Source organism: Microbacterium sp. NPDC055455, assembly GCF_053619935.1.
In genome coordinates this window covers 103,429-120,209 of the sequence record NZ_JBSHLB010000004.1, presented here as the reverse complement: position 1 = coordinate 120,209, position 16,781 = coordinate 103,429, and the positions used below count along the sequence as shown (strand labels likewise).

Below are 16,781 nucleotides of genomic sequence, written 5' to 3'. Positions count from 1 at the left end.
CGGAGATGGTGAGGAGGGTTCCCCAAAGGTTCACCGACTCGGCCCATTCGATGAACCATGTAGGCATCAGGTCACCGGGTTCTGTCCGAATTGGGGGGCGACGGCACGAGTGAAGTCGATCGTTCCGCCCCACTGCCCGTTAGACCACTGCTGCAACTGGGCGCGGGAATCCCAACGCCCACCCGACCACGCATACGTCTGGAAACCCCAACGGATCAGACCCGCATCGAACGCCGCCTTCACCGGACCAAACCCGGCATACAGGCCAGTCCGCTCGAGCCCGATAACAGACGCGATGCCCTTGAGTGCTTCCAGGATCCCGGGCATGTCCGCGGCGGGCGCGTCGTAATCCACGTTGAAGTACACCGGGAACCCGGCAAGACCCAACTTCCCCAGGAACCCCTCAGCGGCCTTCGCCACCCGAACACCAGCGTCGAACCCGCCCCGCAACTCCTTACCGTCCTCCTCATAGATGAAGAACGGCATGATCCCGTTGGCTTTCAGGGTGTCGTATTCGGGGCGGTCGATGCCCTTGTTGGTGCGGCCGTCCGTGTACTTCGGCGCCCACAGGTACCGGCCCGCGAGGCGAATCCCCCGGTTCTTCATGGTGGGGATGTCGGGGCGTGCGAATGAGTAGTCGACGCCGTGTACCCACCATGCGGGGGGGAACCCGAGCCCGTCCGAGGTGACACCCCAGATCCCGTCAGCGGTGAGCCATCGTGCCGCCTGCCACTTCGCCACAGCCTGCGACGTTGCGGGACCGTACCGCCCGTCAGCGGTGATCCCGAGAAGCTTCTGAATGTCGATGATGAGCCGGTTGGTTGCGAGGTATCCCCCGGTCGGCCAACCCCCCGCCGGTTCCGCAGGGTTCGGGTCAACCGGAAGAGGCCCCTGCGACTCCACTTCCGGCAACGGCTCAGGGTCGCCGTCCTCCCGCCTGTCACACTCATCCGCAACCGCAACCGCAACCTGCTGCACGGTCTGGTCCGTCAACACCCCCAGGTGCGGGGTCAGCGCGGGAACAAGCGCCGCAATGAACTGGTCCGCCAACGCGGGAACGTTCACCTGCCCCGAGCTCGCAAGGAACTTGAGCTGGTCGAACACGTTGCGGTTCTGGTCGAACACGCGCCAGTCGGTGAGGGCGGAGATCACGGCGTCACGGAACACCTGCACGTCCGGGGTGCCAACCTCGGCAATGACCTGGTTGCCCTTCGCGTCGATCAGCGACGCAATGAACTTGAGGGAGTCGTACACGCCACGGTTCCCGGGGCCGGCGCCGTGCGTGGTCAACACCTCCACGATCGCGTCTTTGATTTCCTGCTTCGTCGCCATTTCGTCCCACTCCTTCAACGGGGTTGCGGTGCCGGCGGGGACAGCACCCCACGGGTCAAGGTCGATCACATGCCAGGGCTCGTCCGGGTACCCGCGGGAACGCATGATCATTCCGGGGGTGAGGCCCACGGCACGGCAGTCCGCGAACCAACGGGACTGGTCCCACCCGTAGATCGAGCCCCAGTTGTGGAAGTCGATGGCTAGGGTTTGCCGCCCCTCCCAGTAGCCGCCGTGTGATGACGTGCCGGGGACCGCCGCCCCGTTCCCGAAGATGCGGCGGGCGATGACTTGGGCGTAGTACGGCCGGTACGCCCCCCACCCGGGGGTGACCTGAAGCTTCCCCCCAGGGCTGCGCGCCACCAACGCCCGGTACTTCGCGTAGGTTCCCGGGGATAGTTGGTGCTTCCAGTCGCCGTCCGTGCGGTTCCAGCCGGTCGCGAACGTGACCAGCAGATTCTCGGGGATGTACCCGTTGCTGTAGGTGGGCATGGGAACCTCCCCCGGGCAAGCGAAAACCCCCGGGTCCTCATGGGGAGGGGATTACCCGGGGGCTTCGCGGCCTATTGCGTTCAGTTGTCTTGTCGCCGCCACCTGACAATCGTGTCGGGGCTGATACCAGCGGCCTTCGCGGCCTCACGGATACTGGACCGTTCCGCGAGGGCGAGTACCGCGGCCTGCCAGTTCGCGTCAGCAGTGTCCTTCGCTGCGCGGGCCTGCTCGATGAGCTGAAGGTCGTTCTCTGTCACGGCGCCACGTTGGGTCACTCCGTGAATGTACCGAAGTCCGGCCTGCCGCCACGCGCGTAGGTGTCGCGGTTGCAGACTTCGTGTCGGTCGCAGATGGTGTCGTCGTCCATGTGCACCCAGTGGGCAACGAACTGGGTGGTGTCGAGATCCAGCATTGTCACGGTCTCCATGTCGGTACTGTACTGGTTGTCGTTACGGTTCACAATAGGCTTTCCCATAACACGTAGAGCACCCACCAGGAGCCCTGATACATCCGGTTACGCGGAAGTCGCCGCCGCGATCTGCGCGCCCGTCACCGCAGCCACATCCGCCAGACTCACCGCAGCAGTCCCAACCGTGTCATCCACCGGAACCCCGGCCGCAACCGACGCAGCAGGCGGAACCGCGAGGGTACCGGTGAGGATTCCAGACGGGCCAAACGTGACACCATCGCGCACGTCAGCCGCCGCGGGGAGATCATCGCTCTCCTGTGTGGTCAGCATGGCGCTGCTGTCGTAGGAAGCAGTCGGCCAGGACGTTGACGCGACGGTGCGCACGTGGTTGATGAAGTCGCCCGAGTCGTCGATGACGAACCGTCCCTCGCCTAGCGCGCGCATCCCGTTCTCGTGATCGGTTGCAGTCACGCCGGCCCGCAGCAGGACCGCATCAGTCGACTCGTTTCGGACGGCCGCCGATGTGCTCGAAGCGGTGATGGTGCCCCCCGCCGCGATGGAGCCGCTGCCCCCGGCCAGCACATTGAGACCGCAGGCCGTGGAGCCGGTGCCGCCGGTGACGTGCGTCACCGTAGCAACGCCGCCCGACGCGACATTCACCCCAGAAATCCCGTTCCCGCCGCCGACAGCATTCGTGACGAAGGCAACACCGCCGGACGCCACGCTGACCCCGTACCCGTTCGAGCCACCTGTTGCGGTCACCAGCGTGAGGACGCCGCCCGAAGCGACGTTTATCGCGTTGCCGGCACTGCCCAGCGCAGACCCGACGATGGTCACAGCAGTGGCGATCTGGACCGCGAACGGTTCCGAGCCCGCAGCGGTGGTGTCGCCTATGATGTCCCCGCCCGTGACGGTTAGGACCGATCCGCCGGAGCCCGCCAGGAAGTCCAGCACCGCGACGGCTGCGCTGGTATGCGCCCCCACTGACAGCCCGGTAGACAGAGTGATGTTGCGCACGGACGAGACCGCGAACTTCCCTACCGCGCCTGTTGGGATCTGGAGGGTCTGAACCGAGATGTCCTCGTCGATCGTGACGGTGAAGTTCCCCGAGCTCGCGGTGTCGCCTACGCCTGGCTTGACGCCGCCAACCCACGTCGCCGTGTTCGACCAGTTGCCACTCGCCTGCGCTGTGATAGTAGCCAAGGATGCCCCTTATGAGTAGGTGATCGCTGCGCGACCAGTCCAAGTGCCGGTGCCGTCCTCGATCACGGGAGGCGAGCTGAGTGTGATGCGGGTTACCGTCCACCCGGACGATCCCTCCGCGGTTCCTGCCGTGGCGGAACCCATGTAGGAGTAGGTGGCGTCGGAGTCGTGGCGGACTTCCTGCGCCGAACCACCACCGCCGCCGGTCGCATCAATCGTGATGGTGTCGGCGCCGTCGTTCGGCGTGATGGTCACGTTCGTCCCGGCGACAAGAGCCACCGCAATGGTGTCCCTGATGAGTTCAGGAGCATCTGTGATGTCAAGCTTCCCGGTGATACCAGCGGTCACCCGTGCGTCCGCAGCGGTATTGAAGTCGCTGATCTGTGAAGCCGTGTGCGTGTGCGCGCTATCTGCCTTACCGGCGAGAGCCGCGGTCAGCCCGGTAACGTCGGCCTGTGCGTGCGTGTGCCCATCATCCGACTTCCCGTCCAGCACGGTCGCGAGGTCTGTCTGGTCCTCAAGGGTTCCAGTGATCCCACCCCACGCGGCACCACCACCAGGGGAAGCGTCCACGATCGCCTGCACCGCGTCGTCGAAGTCGCTGATGTCCGCCGACGTGTGAGTGTGGCCCGTGTCGGACTTCCCGGCGAGAGCCGCAGCCAGGCCCGTCACGTCGCTCTGCGCGTGCGTGTGCGAGCCGTCAGCCTTCCCCGCCAGAGTCGCCTCGAGTCCCGTCACATCAGACTGCGCGTGCGCGTGGGAGATCGGCGCCGCATACGCCTCAATCTGATCCTGAATGTCAGCCGGATCAGCACCCGGACCAGCTGGCCCCTGCGCGCCAACCGCCTGCACGTCAACCGTGATCGACGGTTCCCCCGTCACCTCAACGGTGATATCGCTCATCGGGACACCTGACCCTTCAAGCGAACCTTCCCCGCCAGATACGTCCGGTCAGTGTCCGTGTTCTCCAAATCCCAGAACGCCGAATCCACCGTCACAGACCCCGTGTCAGACCCAGCGATCGACAACCCCACAACACCAGTCGCCGCGTCCGCAGCGTCTACAGTGATCGTGAACAGAACATCCTCCGACGCCCGCACCACCCGAACCTGCGCCCGCCAACCCGCCTCCGGCAGAACGAGCGGTTCCTGCGTTTCCGTGTCCGTCAACGTCACCTGAAAGTTGGTGTTGTCCCCCCGGTAAATGGTGAGGTCCAGCACCCCCGGCAACTGCGAAAGCTCCGCCATAATCAGTCCTCACTCCTGTTGAACTCAAAGACTCAGAACGACGACAGGGCTACGCGCTTCCACCCTGACGACGTCTTCACGTACATGTAGTCGTCGTCCACAGCGACCGTCCCAACGACACCGATCACGTCCGCCGAATCGAACGGGGTCCACTGATTCAGCGTCAGCCACCCCTTCACGAGAACCTCGTGAGCCGCCGAGCCGAGCGCGATCTGGTACGTGCGAGTCGTCAAGCTCAGGATGGCGACGCTACGCAGATGCGCGGCATACGCGCTGTCCCCCAAAGCGACCGAGCTGTCACCTTCCGCAACAGCCTCCGGGCCGAGTTGGATACTGTCAGCGCCCGACCCTGCGTGCGACGAATCCCCACCCCCAGACGAACCCCTCCCCGCCAGCAACCGCTCAACCTGCTTCCGCAGCCGGCGAACCTCAGCAGTCGGGTCCGAAGGGTCATCAACTGGCAACTTGCACCTCCGGTGTCACCGTGAACCCAACCCCGCCACGCAAACCCACAACCCGCAACGCATGGTCACCATCAGGAATGAACTCATCCCCCAACGACGACAACGTCAGCAACCGGCCCGGGAGCGCATACGCAGGCCCATCCGGGTACACATGCAACCCGAAGTCCCACGCCGACGTCGGCACCTTCAACGCGTTATACGTAGCGGTCGCAGCAGCCTGCAAACGCGACTCCGACGTGATATCCGGGAACGAAACCCACGTGTCCCGCACACCCATATCCGTCGCACCCGTACCCACAGTCGGTGCGAACTTTGAAATCGCAGTACGACCACCCTCACCAAACGCGAGGACACCCGTCATCTGCTTCACATAGTCGTCATCAACCTCAAGATCGAGGATCGGACTGTCCGAAGCGTCAACGTCAAGGGTGGTTGCCGTGCCGATGGTGAGGGCCGGGGCACCAACATGCGCCTGCCACCGCAGATTCCCCGACGACTTATACGGCCGCAGGAACACCTCAGCCCCGTCATCCTCGATCTGCTGAAGATGGTCCTCCACCTTCAACCGGTCGTCATACGTCCACGACGCCGAAAACCCACCAGACCCATCCGAGGGAAGATCCAACGGAAACGCCCACTCCGCGTTCTGGTTCGTCGCCGCATCCAACACAGCCCGAGCCGCCCCCGCATGAGACTTACCCAGAACAGTCAGGACCGTCCCAGACGGGTTCACCTCATACTCCGGGACACCAAACAGCATCCGGTCGTTCAGATACGCCCCACGCAACTCCGCAGACCGCACCTGAAGAACCCGCGACCGCTTCACATACCGGCGCCCCTGAATCACCCCAGCGAAACAAACCACACCATCCCACTCCTGCGTGATCGTGTACTTGTTCCCCTTCGTGAACTCCCGAACATCCGCCTGCGAAATACCCGCCCCATACAGCACAAACGAGTGGTCCCCCGACCCCTTACCCGTCACCCGCGTATCAAACGAACCCGCCGCAGCTTCCGGCAACGCCAACTCGTGCACACCAGTCTGCGTGTGATAAATGTTCCACGACCACACAGGCGGCCTCCTACGGAGTCGGGACGTACAGGGCAGGGTCCGGGGCGAACAACGACAACCGGTACGCCGCCGAACGACCCCACACGTCGAACGACACATCGGGCTTATCGACGCGACGAACCATCGCCGCCTTCGACCCCGCCCCCGTCGTCACCACAAACTCGGTCAAATCCAGCACCGGGATATCCCCCAACGCCCCCAACGCCGCCTCAAACGCAGCATCCGACGACGCCAACACCAACCCCTGCAAAGTGATGAGCCGGCCCGTCAAATACCCGGGCGAATCGAACACACCATCGGAGATCGGGCGGGGGATCTGCTCGTTGCGGACCCCCACCCCCTCGAACCAACCGATCAGACCGTTGGCGCTGATCGTGTACGTCCCGGAGGCACCGTCTCCGACGAACTCGAGCCCGTTGATCGTCGCGAGCATCAGACCCTCCGCATCATGAACGCTGTCTTCTCCGCAGCGATCCGCCCGATGTGTTCCTCAGACATTCCCGGCGCCGGGTGAACGTCAACCTGCACGTTGCCGCCCCCACCACCGCCACCCCACGAACCACCGCCGTGCAGCGACTCGCGGAACGCGTAGACCGCGTGCTGACCACCCATCGCGTCCACGTCCGCCGCGGTCAGCACATGCTCACCGGTCGACAGCGCCGCGATCACCGAATCCGACGTCGAAGTGCCAGGCCCGTACACGGCACCACCCGACGCGCGCGCAATGTCGACACCTTGACGAGGCGCCACACCACCCTGCGAACCAACCGTCGCCCGAATCACCGCATACCGGTCACGGGCCAGCTCGTTCAGAGCCGACTCCGCCTCCTCAACGCCGGTCACCGCAACAGCGGTCTCGATGTTCCCCGGAATCAACCCCAGGTCATCGGCGTAGTCCTCCGCCGCCTGCCCCGTGATCCCCAACTGCCCCAGCATCTCGATAAGCCGAGACCGACCGTCGGCAATCACACCGTTCGCCTGCTCCTGCGAAGCGGTCTGCTCGTACACCGACGCCGCCCACTCAAGGGTCGTCGTCGCCAGCGAGTCGATCGCCGCTTCATTGTCGCGGCCCGCCTGCGTTGTGATGTCGAGCGTTGCCCCATTCGCCTCCACGGACTCCGCCAGGTCGTCGAGAGCCTGCTCGAACGACCGCTGAGCGTCACGCGTGTTCAACGTCGCAGAACCAAACCCGCGGATCGTGTCCGCCAGATCCTCAACCTCATCACCCGTCGCCGCAGCCTGACCCGCCAACGCCCGCAAAGCCGACTCGTTATCCTCGGTGGTCTCCTCAGAGTCACCCAGAGCCATCTCAAGCAACGACTGAGCGTCCGCCGCAACGTTCGCCGCGGTCGCCTGGTCGGTGAGCTCGCTCTTGAACGCGCCCATCGTCTCCAGAAGAGTGCGCTGCTGCTTCTCCGTCAGATCCCCGGCCTCGACCAGCACACGGAACTGCCGCTGCGCCGCCGGGAGATCCGACTCAGCCAGACTGGCAAGCTCGTCCCCCAACCGTTCCAGGTTGAAGATCGTGTTCCCGAAAAGCGGGTTGTTGGCTCCGCCCGGACCCTTCGCGAAATTGTCGAGCGCGTCACCCAGCGACTTGATCTGAGCTTCAGCAAGCTTCAGGTTCGACCCGCCGCCGATCTGCTTCTGCAACGCCACGTCCAGCAGCGACACCGCATCCGTCGCGGTCTTGATCTGGTTCGCCGTCTCCTCCGCAGAGGGGCCGATCTCCCGAAGCGCCTGAGTCAGCGCGTCCAGCGCCACCGCACCGACAGCGATACCCGCAAGCGCCCCGCCGCCAACCTTCGCGACCAGTCCCACGTTCCGCGCCGCAGTAGCCGCACGCGGCCCCAACACATCAAGCGCCGCCGAGAACTCAGCGATCTTCGGAACCAGCAGCAGGTACGACCCGAGCGCGGTAGCCCCCGCCGCACCGACCGCACCAACCCAGAACACCGCCTGCTGACTAGCCGCCGGCATCTCATTGAACTTGTCCACCAGCGCCGTGAGCGACTGCACAAAGAACCGCAGGGGGCCGTCCGCAGCCTCACCCATCGAGATCATCGCCGTGTCAACAGCGCCCGACAGGGCCTCCCAATCACCCTTGAGGTTGTCAAGGCGGGTCGCCGCGGTCTCCGCCGCGTACCCTGCATCGTCAACCTTCTCGGTCCACTCCTCAATCCCCGACGCGCCCTCTTCGTAGAGAATCGTCGCGGCACGGATCGCGTCCTGGCCGAAGATCATCGCCAGGGTCGTCTGCTTCTGCTCGTTCGTCATCCCCTTCAGGGACGTCTCGAGCTCCCCCGCGACACCCGCAAGACCGACGAAGTTTCCCGCCGCGTCGTAAGCCTCGAACCCGATCGCCGCCATGAGGTCTTTGACCTCTTCAGTGGGGTTCGCAAGCCTCAGCAGCATCGTGCGGAACGACGTACCCGCGTCGGACCCGAGGAGACCCTGCGACGCGAAAGCAGCCAGACCACCCGTCGCTTCCTCAACACTGATCCCGAACTGGTTCGCGACGAGACCGGCCTGGTTGAGCGCCTGAGCCATGTCAGACACGTCACCCATCGCCTTACCGGCACCGGCCGCGAGAAGATCAGCGACGTGCTGCGCCTCATCGCCCGCGACACCGAACTGCTGCATCGTCGTAGCGGCGATACCCGCCGCCTCCGCAACACCAAGCCCACCCGCCGCGGCAAGATCCAACGCACCCGCCAGACCACCCGACAGGATGTCCTCAGTCGCGATACCAGCCTTAGCCAGCTCCTCGATCGCGTTGGCCGCCTCAGTGGCGGAGAACACGGTGGAAGCGCCAGCCTCAAGCGCCGCGTCACGCAACGCCTCCATGTTCTCAGTCGTCTCGTGCGTCGCCGCCTGCACGTTCGACATCGCCTGATCGAACTCAGCGAACTTCGCCACCGCAGACCCCAGGCCCACCGCAATAAGCGCACCAGCGGCCAGCGACGCCCGACCCAGCATGTCGAACTGCTGCTTCGTCTTGGCGAGCTTGTCGGCCTCAGCCGCCGTTTCCTTCGTCGCCTGACGGGCCTTATTCATCCCGTCCACGTACTGCTGCATTCGCAGCGACAGGGTGACCTTTGTCTGCCGGTCTGCCAATTGACACCTCCGGGTGTGTGCCGTAGCGTCACGCCCATGCGGATCGGGGGCGCCCTGCTCATAGCGGTAGGGATAGTTGGCGGTGGCATACTGCTCGCCGTGGGCGGGTTCGTGCCGTGGCTACTCGGCCTCGCCGTAGTCGCGGTGCTGGCCGGCGTCAGCCTGGTTTACGCAGGGTCACGTCCCACACCAGCGACCGGTCGCCGCGAGCGTCCTTATTGACCTGGAAGTACGTCTCCTGCGCGTCCTGAAGCGCTTTCATCGCCCAATCGCGGCGAGGCTTCCCCGGCTCAAACGCGAACTGGTTCTCAGGGTCCATCGCGACCTCGAGCGGGTACCCGTGCGGGCCACGCTTCACCCGCTCATCGCGACGGGACGCGATCACCAACGCGACATCGTCCGGGGACCACTCCGGTTCCTGCACCGTCACAGACCGGATCAGCCTGTCCCCGTCGTACTCATAGAGAGTGACCGTGGCAGGCTCCCAGCCCATCAGCCGGCGCGGGGACACGCCTAGTTCGCGGGCGAGCGCCGCTTCCTCTTTGCCGCGCCCGCTCGGGCTTTTCCCAGTTCAGCAGCCCGACGCTGCGGGTCGTTCTGGTTCAACCCCCACAGTGCCGCCGCAACGAGCTTGATGCCCGGCGACGTCAGCACGCCCATCAGGTCGGCCCACGTCTCCGCGTCGACCGGCTCTCCATCGACCGTGACCCGGTCCAGCGGGTAATCCTTCGCGACCGCGTCCGAGTTGAACCCCACGTTGCCGTCGAGCACAGCACCAGGGCGGGGCGGGTGAACCGCCATCAGGTCAGCCCACACGGTACCGAGAACGGGACGGAAACCGATATCGACCAGTTCCCCACCAACCTCAACAGGCACCACCACGGGCGCCGCCGTGTCGAGCTCAGCCCGCGCCTTCGCAATCAAATCCTTGACACTCAAGAGTCTTCTCCACCTACCTCCACCGTGGAGTGAACCGGCCTGGGTGGACGGTGGAGGAACCACCCAGGCCGGGGTCTAGTTACGCCGCGATCGCGACGTTGTCCTCCGTGATGTCGATCACGAACAGCGTCTGCGTGAAGGTCTGCACACCGTTCTCAACGGGCGAGTCCTTCCGCTGCTTGCCGCACTCAACGGTGATGACGTCGACCACCTGAGCGGCAGTCCACGCGGTCGCGTTCGGCACCGAGTAACGCACCGTGAGGTGACCCTGCGTGCCCTGCACGAGCGTGTCCGAGATCACGTCGTCAGCGGCACCGAACACGCCCTGAATCTCGACAGACTCGGAGACCTTGCCCGGCTTCTCAAGGATCTGCTTGAGGGTCAGGCGGGGGTCCTCGATGCGGGCCTCGTTGATCGTCCGAGCGAACGACTTCAGCGAGTAGGTGAGGTCCACACCAGCGGCCAGGTCAGCAGCCGACTTGGGGTCGTCTGCCAGCGCGGTCCACGTGATGCGGAGGTTGTCGTCCCAATTGACACTGCCCGGGACATCTTCTGCGGCCATGTCGGCTCTCCTTTGGGTAATCGCCCGTGGGCGGGCTCAATGGACCCGGTTGGGGTCCGGTGTTCTCCGCCACGGGGCGGAAGATCTGTTACTCGGGGTCAGCAGCCCAACCCACCTCAACCACGCCGTACACAACAGCGGGGAGCGGATCGGACTGGACCTGAATGGGAAGCGGGGACGAGAACCACACCGGCTTTGACCTGTCGCCCGTCACCGTCAGGGTGATGCCCCGACCGTCCGGGACCAGCAGTTCCTCAAGCGCGTCCATGAGGGACTGCACCTCGTTCGCGTGCCGGCCGATGATGTGCCCCGTGAAGCGGGGGTTGCGTCGAACCTTCGGCCCGGTCACCGCCGTCTGCTCGTTCTCCCCCTGCGCCGGATGCCACACGATGTACGGCGCAACCGTCCCCGATGGGGCGAGGGTGATGAACGTCTTCGACGCAAACGCCGGGATCTCCTGCGTCTTCGCCTTCAACGCGTCCGTGTGCTTCTTCATCACAGACCCGCTTTCCGACGTGCGTCTTCCTCAGCCCGCTCAACACCACGGATGAAGTCCTCTTGGTTCTCCCGCAGCGCCGACGCCAACTCGTGGCCAGGGGTGAGCGCGTTCGGGGAGTTGGGGGCACCGAACTCGACAAGGTTTCCGAGGAGCGCCCCAGCACCACGGCGCTTGTCGTACCCGATCTCTGAGAAGAACCCGCCACGGCGGGACTCCACATCGAACGTGATCGCCCGCGCCGCCTGCTTGAAGTGCCGGCGTGCACTCACCTTCGCCTGCGCCGCCCGCTTGATGTTCAGCGACGTCACGTTGAGCGCCGCTTTCACGAACGGTTCGATACTGTCCGCAACTTTGCCCAGGTCGGCGGCGAGACGATCCAGCTCAGAGAAATCGAAGCTGATACCGTCCGTCACGTCAGCTCGCCTCCACCGGGTACCGGTGCGCGGTCACATTCCCCGCCTGCGGAAGACCCTTCGTGCGGAACGTGCGACCCACCAGCGACGCATCCGACGTCGAAGCCGTCACCCGCCACATCGTGCCCACCGCCACATTCGGGGTAGCACCAACAGCGACCTTCACAACCACGTCCTGCACAGCCGGGAACTGGGCGCCCTGCTCCCGCTCCCGCACCGTCAACGTCGGGAACCGCACCTCACCCGAAACCCCCGAATACACGACAGTCTCGGTCTCCTGGTACTCACCGTTCTCGTCAGGTTCGGTACTCAACGCCACCGTGTACGCGGACAGCGTCTCCGTGAACCGCGCCTCAGTCCGTGCACGCCCGAACGACCGCGCTCCACCCAGCAGGCTCACCGGGTCTCCACCACATCAACGTCACCCCGACCGAACTGCCGGCGAATGAGCTTCTGCTGCGGGACCGGGAGCACCATCCCCGACGACGCCCCACCATCAGCGAACGCAGCCCGGAAATCATCCAACGCGATCGACGACAACCCACCGAACGTGAGCCCCGTCCCCGTCTCCACAGACATGATCGCCTGCGACACGAGCACCGCCGACAGGGACACCAGGATCTCCGGTGCCGTGTCCACACCCCACGTGAACGTCACATCCACCGGGTCATCACACGACACGGTGACGTATCCGGGACGGTACGTGTACTCCACAGCCACGTCATCCCGCTCAACAGCATCCACGGACACGACCGGATACTGAGGTAGATCAACCCGCCCAGCATCCGGCCACGCCGTGAACGTCGAAGTGGTGACCGGGTAAACGTCCTGCCCGATCACCGACCGGAGGTACGCGGAAGCGTCCACCAGCAGCGTCGTCACCCACTCGTCCTCCGCACTCGTGAAAGTGCGGTTGAGTCGGGCGGCGACAGCGTCAGAGTTGGTGAACGCTTCCACGTGATCCTCCTATGTGTGTTACGCCGTGGCGTCGAACTCGACGGTCGCGAGAGCGGTCGGGCGGACCACCTTGGCGCCGTACACGTGCAGGCCCTTGACGCCGTCCGCGAAGCGGTTCTCGCGACGCACAGCCTCAACCGACACGATCTGCTCAGCGACAGTCGCGGCGATGCCGTGACCAGCGATGACCGCACCACCGGTCGCCGCAGCGTCCGTCACCGTGGGCATGTTGTTCGACTTGAACAGCGACAGACCCGCGATCTCACCGATGAAGCCGTTGAGGCGAGCCATCGGGGAAGCGGAGTCACCCGCCTGGATGAACTCGTCGAGCTTCAGGAGACGCCCGTGAAGCGACGGCTTCAGGACAGCCCAGCGGCCCTCCTCGGGGACGTTCGACTCGTCAAGCTTGACGGCGAGGTCCACGAACGAGTCGTACAGGTTGCGGGCCGTGGTGTGGATCGCGACGGTGCCGAGGTCGTTCGACGTGCCCTGCACGCCGGCCGCGAGGGTCGACAGCAGGAACGTGTCCAGCGTGTCGCGGAGCTGGTAGGTGGCGTTGTCGATCGCACCGTTCATCACCGCACCGCCGTTGACGGCCTGTGCACGCTCGATGTCGTCGAGCTCGAACGCGAAGTACTTCGCCTGGTCGATGAGCAGCGAACGGGTCGCGTCGTCGATGTCTTCCCAGGTGATGTCCGAGTGCGCGGTGTACGAACCGATGGTGACGTCGTTGATCGACGTGATCTTGACGGAGTCACCCATCCGCTTGATCTCGCCCTCGTAGTCACGGTTCACGAGACCGGCGGCGACCGCCTTCTTGCGAAGCGCAACGAGGATCTTTGCCGACCAAAGGTCGGGCACGAAATTCGTGATAGCCATGTCTGGCCCTCTCTTGGATTACGCCTTGCCGCCCAGGAGACTCGAAAGCTGGCCCTTGGCCTCGGCCTCGAGAATCTGTTCAGGCGACAGGGACTTGAGTTGTTCGCGAGTGAGCTGGGGAGGCTGCGCCGCCTTACCCTTCGTCCCCTGGTCCGCGGTGCCGGTGAACTTCTTCACGTCGGCGGAACGCAGCACGGGGTACTGGGCGATAGCGGCTTCGATCGCGTCCGTCACGGATTGCGCGTCAACCTCTCCGTTGGCGTCGATGTCAATCTCTGACGTGTCGATCACCTTGAGTGCGAGCGCCGGGTCATTGACCTTGCCCGCAAGTGCGGCCTTCAGTTCGGCGCGCTTGATGCGATCGTTGAAAGCGTTCTGCGCTTCCTCACGTGCCTCACGCTTCGCCTGCTCGAGTGCCTGCTCAGCCGGCTCCTTGCTCGCGTCCGCACGTGCAGCCTCAAGATCGCGGGCCTTCTTCTCCGCGTCCCGGCGTGCCTTACGCTCCGCAGCCAGAGCCTTCTTCAGACCGGCAGTAGGGTCCTCGTCAACCACCTCATCAGTGGTCTCAGCAACCTCTTCGGTCTCAGTGATTTCCGCTTCCGTCGTCTCAACGGTCTCGGCATCGGTCATGTTGGAATCACTCCTCGGATGGGATAGAAAAAGGCGACCCGTCACAGGTCGCCTAGACACCCCATGCGGGGTGATTCACCGCTTCACGCGGGAAACTCAGTACAGGTAGCCGTACCGCTGCAACAGTTCGCGGGCACGCTCCGGGGTCGAAGACATCGACATGATCTGCTCAGGCATCAACCGGAGGGTGGAGGTGCGGCGGTACCGGTCATTGCCGGCGCGGTTCGCGTTCAACACTTGTGAGCGTCCCCACACACCACGCGACGTTGTGCCCTCCTGCGTGGCGTACACCATCAACGGTTTGCCGTCCTTTGAGGTGCCGATCTGGATGGGCCGCAACCGTGCCGGCGCGAACGTCCCGTCCGGGTGCTTCTTCGCGTAGGTGAACATGCCGCGACGCGCGTTGACGACCTTCACGGGGTCAGCACCCAGCCGGATCGCCTCAGCACCAGCCTTCGTGAACACCCGCTCCTGCTCCGCAAGTGTCAGCGACTCGAAATAGTCGCCCGTGTCCCGGTGGAACCCGTCAGGCACCTCGTCATCGAACAGCCACATCGACGTGCACTTACACCCAGGGTGCCGGTCAAAATCAGCCCGGTAACCCTTCACCCCCGCGAGGATCGCGCACCTCGAGCACGCCCCCGGCTGGATCACACGCACCGAATACCGGGCACCCCTGCCCACACTCAACGTGCCGTCAGCGGCCCGCCCAGCATCCCGCACCAACGTGGACGCCATAACGGACATGAACGCCGCACCAGTACGGAACGCCTGCCCAACACCCACACCACGCCCGATAAGCGTCTTCGTGGTCGTCACCGCCGCATACAGTTCCGGGCCGATACTGCGCCCCTCACGGGTCGCACCACCGAACGCTTCCGGCACCAGAGCCGCCGGCTCCATGTCGGCGCCCAGCAGCCCGCCAGCCTCCCGCACATACGCCGAAGCCTGACGAGCCGCCGCAATCTGCGCCAACGACACAACCCGCTCAACCTGCGGGGCGATCACATCCCAACCCTGGTCAAGGTCACCGCCACGGGTCCGGTTGAACAACCGCAGAACCAACCGCGACGCCCCCTCAGACGTCGCTACAAGTCGCGCCTGCCGTTCACTCGCCAGTCTCGTCAGAGCCGTCATCGATGGCCCCCTGAACCGCCATCTGAGCACCAGCGCCCAGAGCCTCGTCAAGTTCCTTCTGACGCAACTTCATAATCCGGCGAATCTCCGCAGGCGACCGCCCGTCCAGTTCCAGCAGGTACTCGAACGGGTAGCCCATCTGCGACTTCTTCAGCAGAGCATCCGCGAGCTGCGCCTCCGACCGGATCTCAGGCGACTCCCAAACGATCTTCGCCAGGCGGGTAGCCTGCGCCGTCTTCGTGTCGCCCTTCACCAGCGCCACGAGACGCAGCACCTCCCGCAACTGCGGGTCAGTGAACGTGATGAACTCGCCGGCCTTCTTGTTCAATCCGATCTCAGCCGACTTCAGCGCATCACCCGACAGGTTCGAGATCCCCTTGTTCGCGACAAGGTAGTGCGGGGGTGTGCGAGTCTGCGCCGCAATGTGCCCAACCGCAATCTCGATCGTGTCCGTGAAGATATCGAGCTTCGCCGCCTCCCACGCGTCGATCCGGGAGTGCTCGCCCGTGATTGTGAGCAGTCGCTTCTCGCGAAGATCCTTCATCTCAACGGGACGGGTGCCGAGAAGGTTCCCGTCCTTGTCGAGAACCGGCATCTTCGGCGGCTCAGCCCCGAGAATCACACGCGCGTCCATCGACGCGTAATCCGCGGCAAGGAACAGGTACGCCCACAGGAGATTGATGGCGTCCTGCATCGGCATGACACCCTGAATCTCCGACAGCGGGTCGCCCTTCAGCGTCGGACGGTTCTGGATCTCCACCACCGGCACCACGCCGAGCGGGTTGCGGATGGGCCACTCCTCATCCTTGGTGCCCTCACGCGGCTCCCACCCACCAGACGCCGCGTACTCCTGCCGCTGCTGCTCCGACATCGAATCCAGGTCGACAGCGGGCGTCGTGCGCGAACGCTTCCACTTGTACACTTCATCAGCGGTGTACAGGGTCGCGTACTCGTCGTCCTCGTCAACCCACGTCTTCAACGCAGCCGTCCGCAGACGCGGGTTCTCCCAGTCGTACTCAATCTCCACGCTCGAGGGGTGCTCAAACGTGACGATCGGCTCCCCGTCAGAGTCGCCCCACACGATCACGAAACACCGCTTAGCGGTCAGCGCCGTCACCGCACCCTGCGAGAACTGAGCATCGAACTCGTTCATCTGCAACGCGTCCCACAGCTTCGACGCCGCCGACTTCGCCATGTTTGTGACACCGATGGGCTTCAGGCGCTCCGCCTCAGCGTTCACGACCGTGCCACACCAGTTGTCGGAGAAGTCCGCATACCGGGACGCGTTGGCCTTCTTCCACTCTTCAGTGGCGAAGTTCAACGGCTGATCGCCCTCGTAGTAGTTCTCCGCCCGCTCAATGTCAGGGCGACGGTTGTTCAGGCGGGTGTAGATCCGCTGAGTCAGTTTCCGGGCCGCATCCGCGTCCATGCG

General features: G+C 64.6%; 21 protein-coding genes and 1 pseudogene. All 22 read right to left on the bottom strand.

Going from position 1 to position 16,781, the window contains the following annotated elements; all coding sequences use genetic code 11:
* Positions 1 to 66 precede the first annotated feature (66 nt).
* The 22 genes and pseudogenes from ACWGUG_RS12605 to ACWGUG_RS12500 all read right to left on the bottom strand — a co-directional run bounded on the left by ACWGUG_RS12605 (position 67) and on the right by ACWGUG_RS12500 (position 16,778).
* Positions 67 to 1,821, bottom strand: coding sequence for a glycoside hydrolase domain-containing protein (locus ACWGUG_RS12605; RefSeq protein WP_452324886.1), 1,755 nt, complete (start codon positions 1,819 to 1,821; stop codon positions 67 to 69).
* Positions 1,822 to 1,901: 80 nt separating this feature from the next.
* A complete protein-coding gene (locus ACWGUG_RS12600; RefSeq protein ID WP_452324885.1) occupies positions 1,902 to 2,078 on the bottom strand; it encodes a helix-turn-helix domain-containing protein in 177 nt (58 codons plus the stop codon).
* Positions 2,079 to 2,092: 14 nt separating this feature from the next.
* On the bottom strand, positions 2,093 to 2,248 hold the full coding sequence (locus ACWGUG_RS12595) for a hypothetical protein (protein WP_452324884.1): 156 nt from the start codon (positions 2,246 to 2,248) through the stop codon (positions 2,093 to 2,095).
* A gap of 87 nt (positions 2,249 to 2,335) precedes the next feature.
* Complete coding sequence (locus tag ACWGUG_RS12590; RefSeq protein WP_452324883.1) at positions 2,336 to 3,433, bottom strand: hypothetical protein; 1,098 nt, start codon at positions 3,431 to 3,433, stop codon at positions 2,336 to 2,338.
* A 9-nt stretch (positions 3,434 to 3,442) separates the two neighbouring features.
* Complete coding sequence (locus tag ACWGUG_RS12585; RefSeq protein ID WP_452324882.1) at positions 3,443 to 4,336, bottom strand: hypothetical protein; 894 nt, start codon at positions 4,334 to 4,336, stop codon at positions 3,443 to 3,445.
* Positions 4,333 to 4,680 carry a hypothetical protein gene (locus ACWGUG_RS12580; protein WP_452324881.1) on the bottom strand — a complete coding sequence of 116 codons (348 nt, stop codon included), beginning with the start codon at positions 4,678 to 4,680 and terminating at the stop codon, positions 4,333 to 4,335. The genes ACWGUG_RS12585 and ACWGUG_RS12580 overlap by 4 nt, the downstream gene beginning before the upstream one ends.
* Before the next feature lie 32 nt (positions 4,681 to 4,712).
* The gene (locus ACWGUG_RS12575; protein ID WP_452324979.1) at positions 4,713 to 4,913 is read right to left on the bottom strand and encodes a hypothetical protein; all 201 of its coding nucleotides are present in this window, start codon (positions 4,911 to 4,913) and stop codon (positions 4,713 to 4,715) included.
* A gap of 12 nt (positions 4,914 to 4,925) precedes the next feature.
* Positions 4,926 to 5,078: pseudogene (locus tag ACWGUG_RS12570) on the bottom strand (hypothetical protein); the annotation flags it as partial.
* A gap of 55 nt (positions 5,079 to 5,133) precedes the next feature.
* Positions 5,134 to 6,216 (bottom strand): hypothetical protein, encoded by a 1,083-nt coding sequence (locus ACWGUG_RS12565; protein WP_452324880.1) that lies wholly within the window; start codon positions 6,214 to 6,216, stop codon positions 5,134 to 5,136.
* Between the two features lie 10 nt (positions 6,217 to 6,226).
* The gene (locus ACWGUG_RS12560; RefSeq protein ID WP_452324879.1) at positions 6,227 to 6,649 is read right to left on the bottom strand and encodes a hypothetical protein; all 423 of its coding nucleotides are present in this window, start codon (positions 6,647 to 6,649) and stop codon (positions 6,227 to 6,229) included.
* On the bottom strand, positions 6,649 to 9,294 hold the full coding sequence (locus tag ACWGUG_RS12555) for a phage tail tape measure protein (RefSeq protein ID WP_452324878.1): 2,646 nt from the start codon (positions 9,292 to 9,294) through the stop codon (positions 6,649 to 6,651). Before ACWGUG_RS12555 ends, ACWGUG_RS12560 begins: the two co-directional genes overlap by 1 nt.
* Positions 9,295 to 9,490: 196 nt before the next feature.
* A complete protein-coding gene (locus ACWGUG_RS12550) occupies positions 9,491 to 9,763 on the bottom strand; it encodes a hypothetical protein (protein WP_452324877.1) in 273 nt (90 codons plus the stop codon).
* Between the two features lie 83 nt (positions 9,764 to 9,846).
* Complete coding sequence (locus ACWGUG_RS12545; RefSeq protein ID WP_452324876.1) at positions 9,847 to 10,272, bottom strand: hypothetical protein; 426 nt, start codon at positions 10,270 to 10,272, stop codon at positions 9,847 to 9,849.
* 79 nt (positions 10,273 to 10,351) lie between these two features.
* Positions 10,352 to 10,834, bottom strand: coding sequence for a phage tail tube protein (locus tag ACWGUG_RS12540; RefSeq protein ID WP_452324875.1), 483 nt, complete (start codon positions 10,832 to 10,834; stop codon positions 10,352 to 10,354).
* Between the two features lie 88 nt (positions 10,835 to 10,922).
* On the bottom strand, positions 10,923 to 11,330 hold the full coding sequence (locus ACWGUG_RS12535; protein ID WP_452324874.1) for a hypothetical protein: 408 nt from the start codon (positions 11,328 to 11,330) through the stop codon (positions 10,923 to 10,925).
* Complete coding sequence (locus ACWGUG_RS12530; protein ID WP_452324873.1) at positions 11,330 to 11,746, bottom strand: hypothetical protein; 417 nt, start codon at positions 11,744 to 11,746, stop codon at positions 11,330 to 11,332. The genes ACWGUG_RS12535 and ACWGUG_RS12530 overlap by 1 nt, the downstream gene beginning before the upstream one ends.
* 1 nt (position 11,747) lies before the next feature.
* Positions 11,748 to 12,146, bottom strand: a complete 399-nt coding sequence (locus ACWGUG_RS12525; protein WP_452324872.1) for a DUF6093 family protein — start codon at positions 12,144 to 12,146, stop codon at positions 11,748 to 11,750.
* A complete protein-coding gene (locus ACWGUG_RS12520) occupies positions 12,143 to 12,703 on the bottom strand; it encodes a hypothetical protein (RefSeq protein ID WP_452324871.1) in 561 nt (186 codons plus the stop codon). The genes ACWGUG_RS12525 and ACWGUG_RS12520 overlap by 4 nt, the downstream gene beginning before the upstream one ends.
* 18 nt (positions 12,704 to 12,721) lie before the next feature.
* Positions 12,722 to 13,582 carry a phage major capsid protein gene (locus ACWGUG_RS12515; RefSeq protein ID WP_452324870.1) on the bottom strand — a complete coding sequence of 287 codons (861 nt, stop codon included), beginning with the start codon at positions 13,580 to 13,582 and terminating at the stop codon, positions 12,722 to 12,724.
* A gap of 18 nt (positions 13,583 to 13,600) precedes the next feature.
* The gene (locus ACWGUG_RS12510) at positions 13,601 to 14,212 is read right to left on the bottom strand and encodes a hypothetical protein (protein ID WP_452324869.1); all 612 of its coding nucleotides are present in this window, start codon (positions 14,210 to 14,212) and stop codon (positions 13,601 to 13,603) included.
* Between the two features lie 96 nt (positions 14,213 to 14,308).
* On the bottom strand, positions 14,309 to 15,220 hold the full coding sequence (locus tag ACWGUG_RS12505; RefSeq protein ID WP_452324868.1) for a hypothetical protein: 912 nt from the start codon (positions 15,218 to 15,220) through the stop codon (positions 14,309 to 14,311).
* Positions 15,221 to 15,320: 100 nt separating this feature from the next.
* Positions 15,321 to 16,778 (bottom strand): phage portal protein, encoded by a 1,458-nt coding sequence (locus tag ACWGUG_RS12500; RefSeq protein WP_452324867.1) that lies wholly within the window; start codon positions 16,776 to 16,778, stop codon positions 15,321 to 15,323.
* Between the last annotated feature and the right edge of the window lie 3 nt (positions 16,779 to 16,781).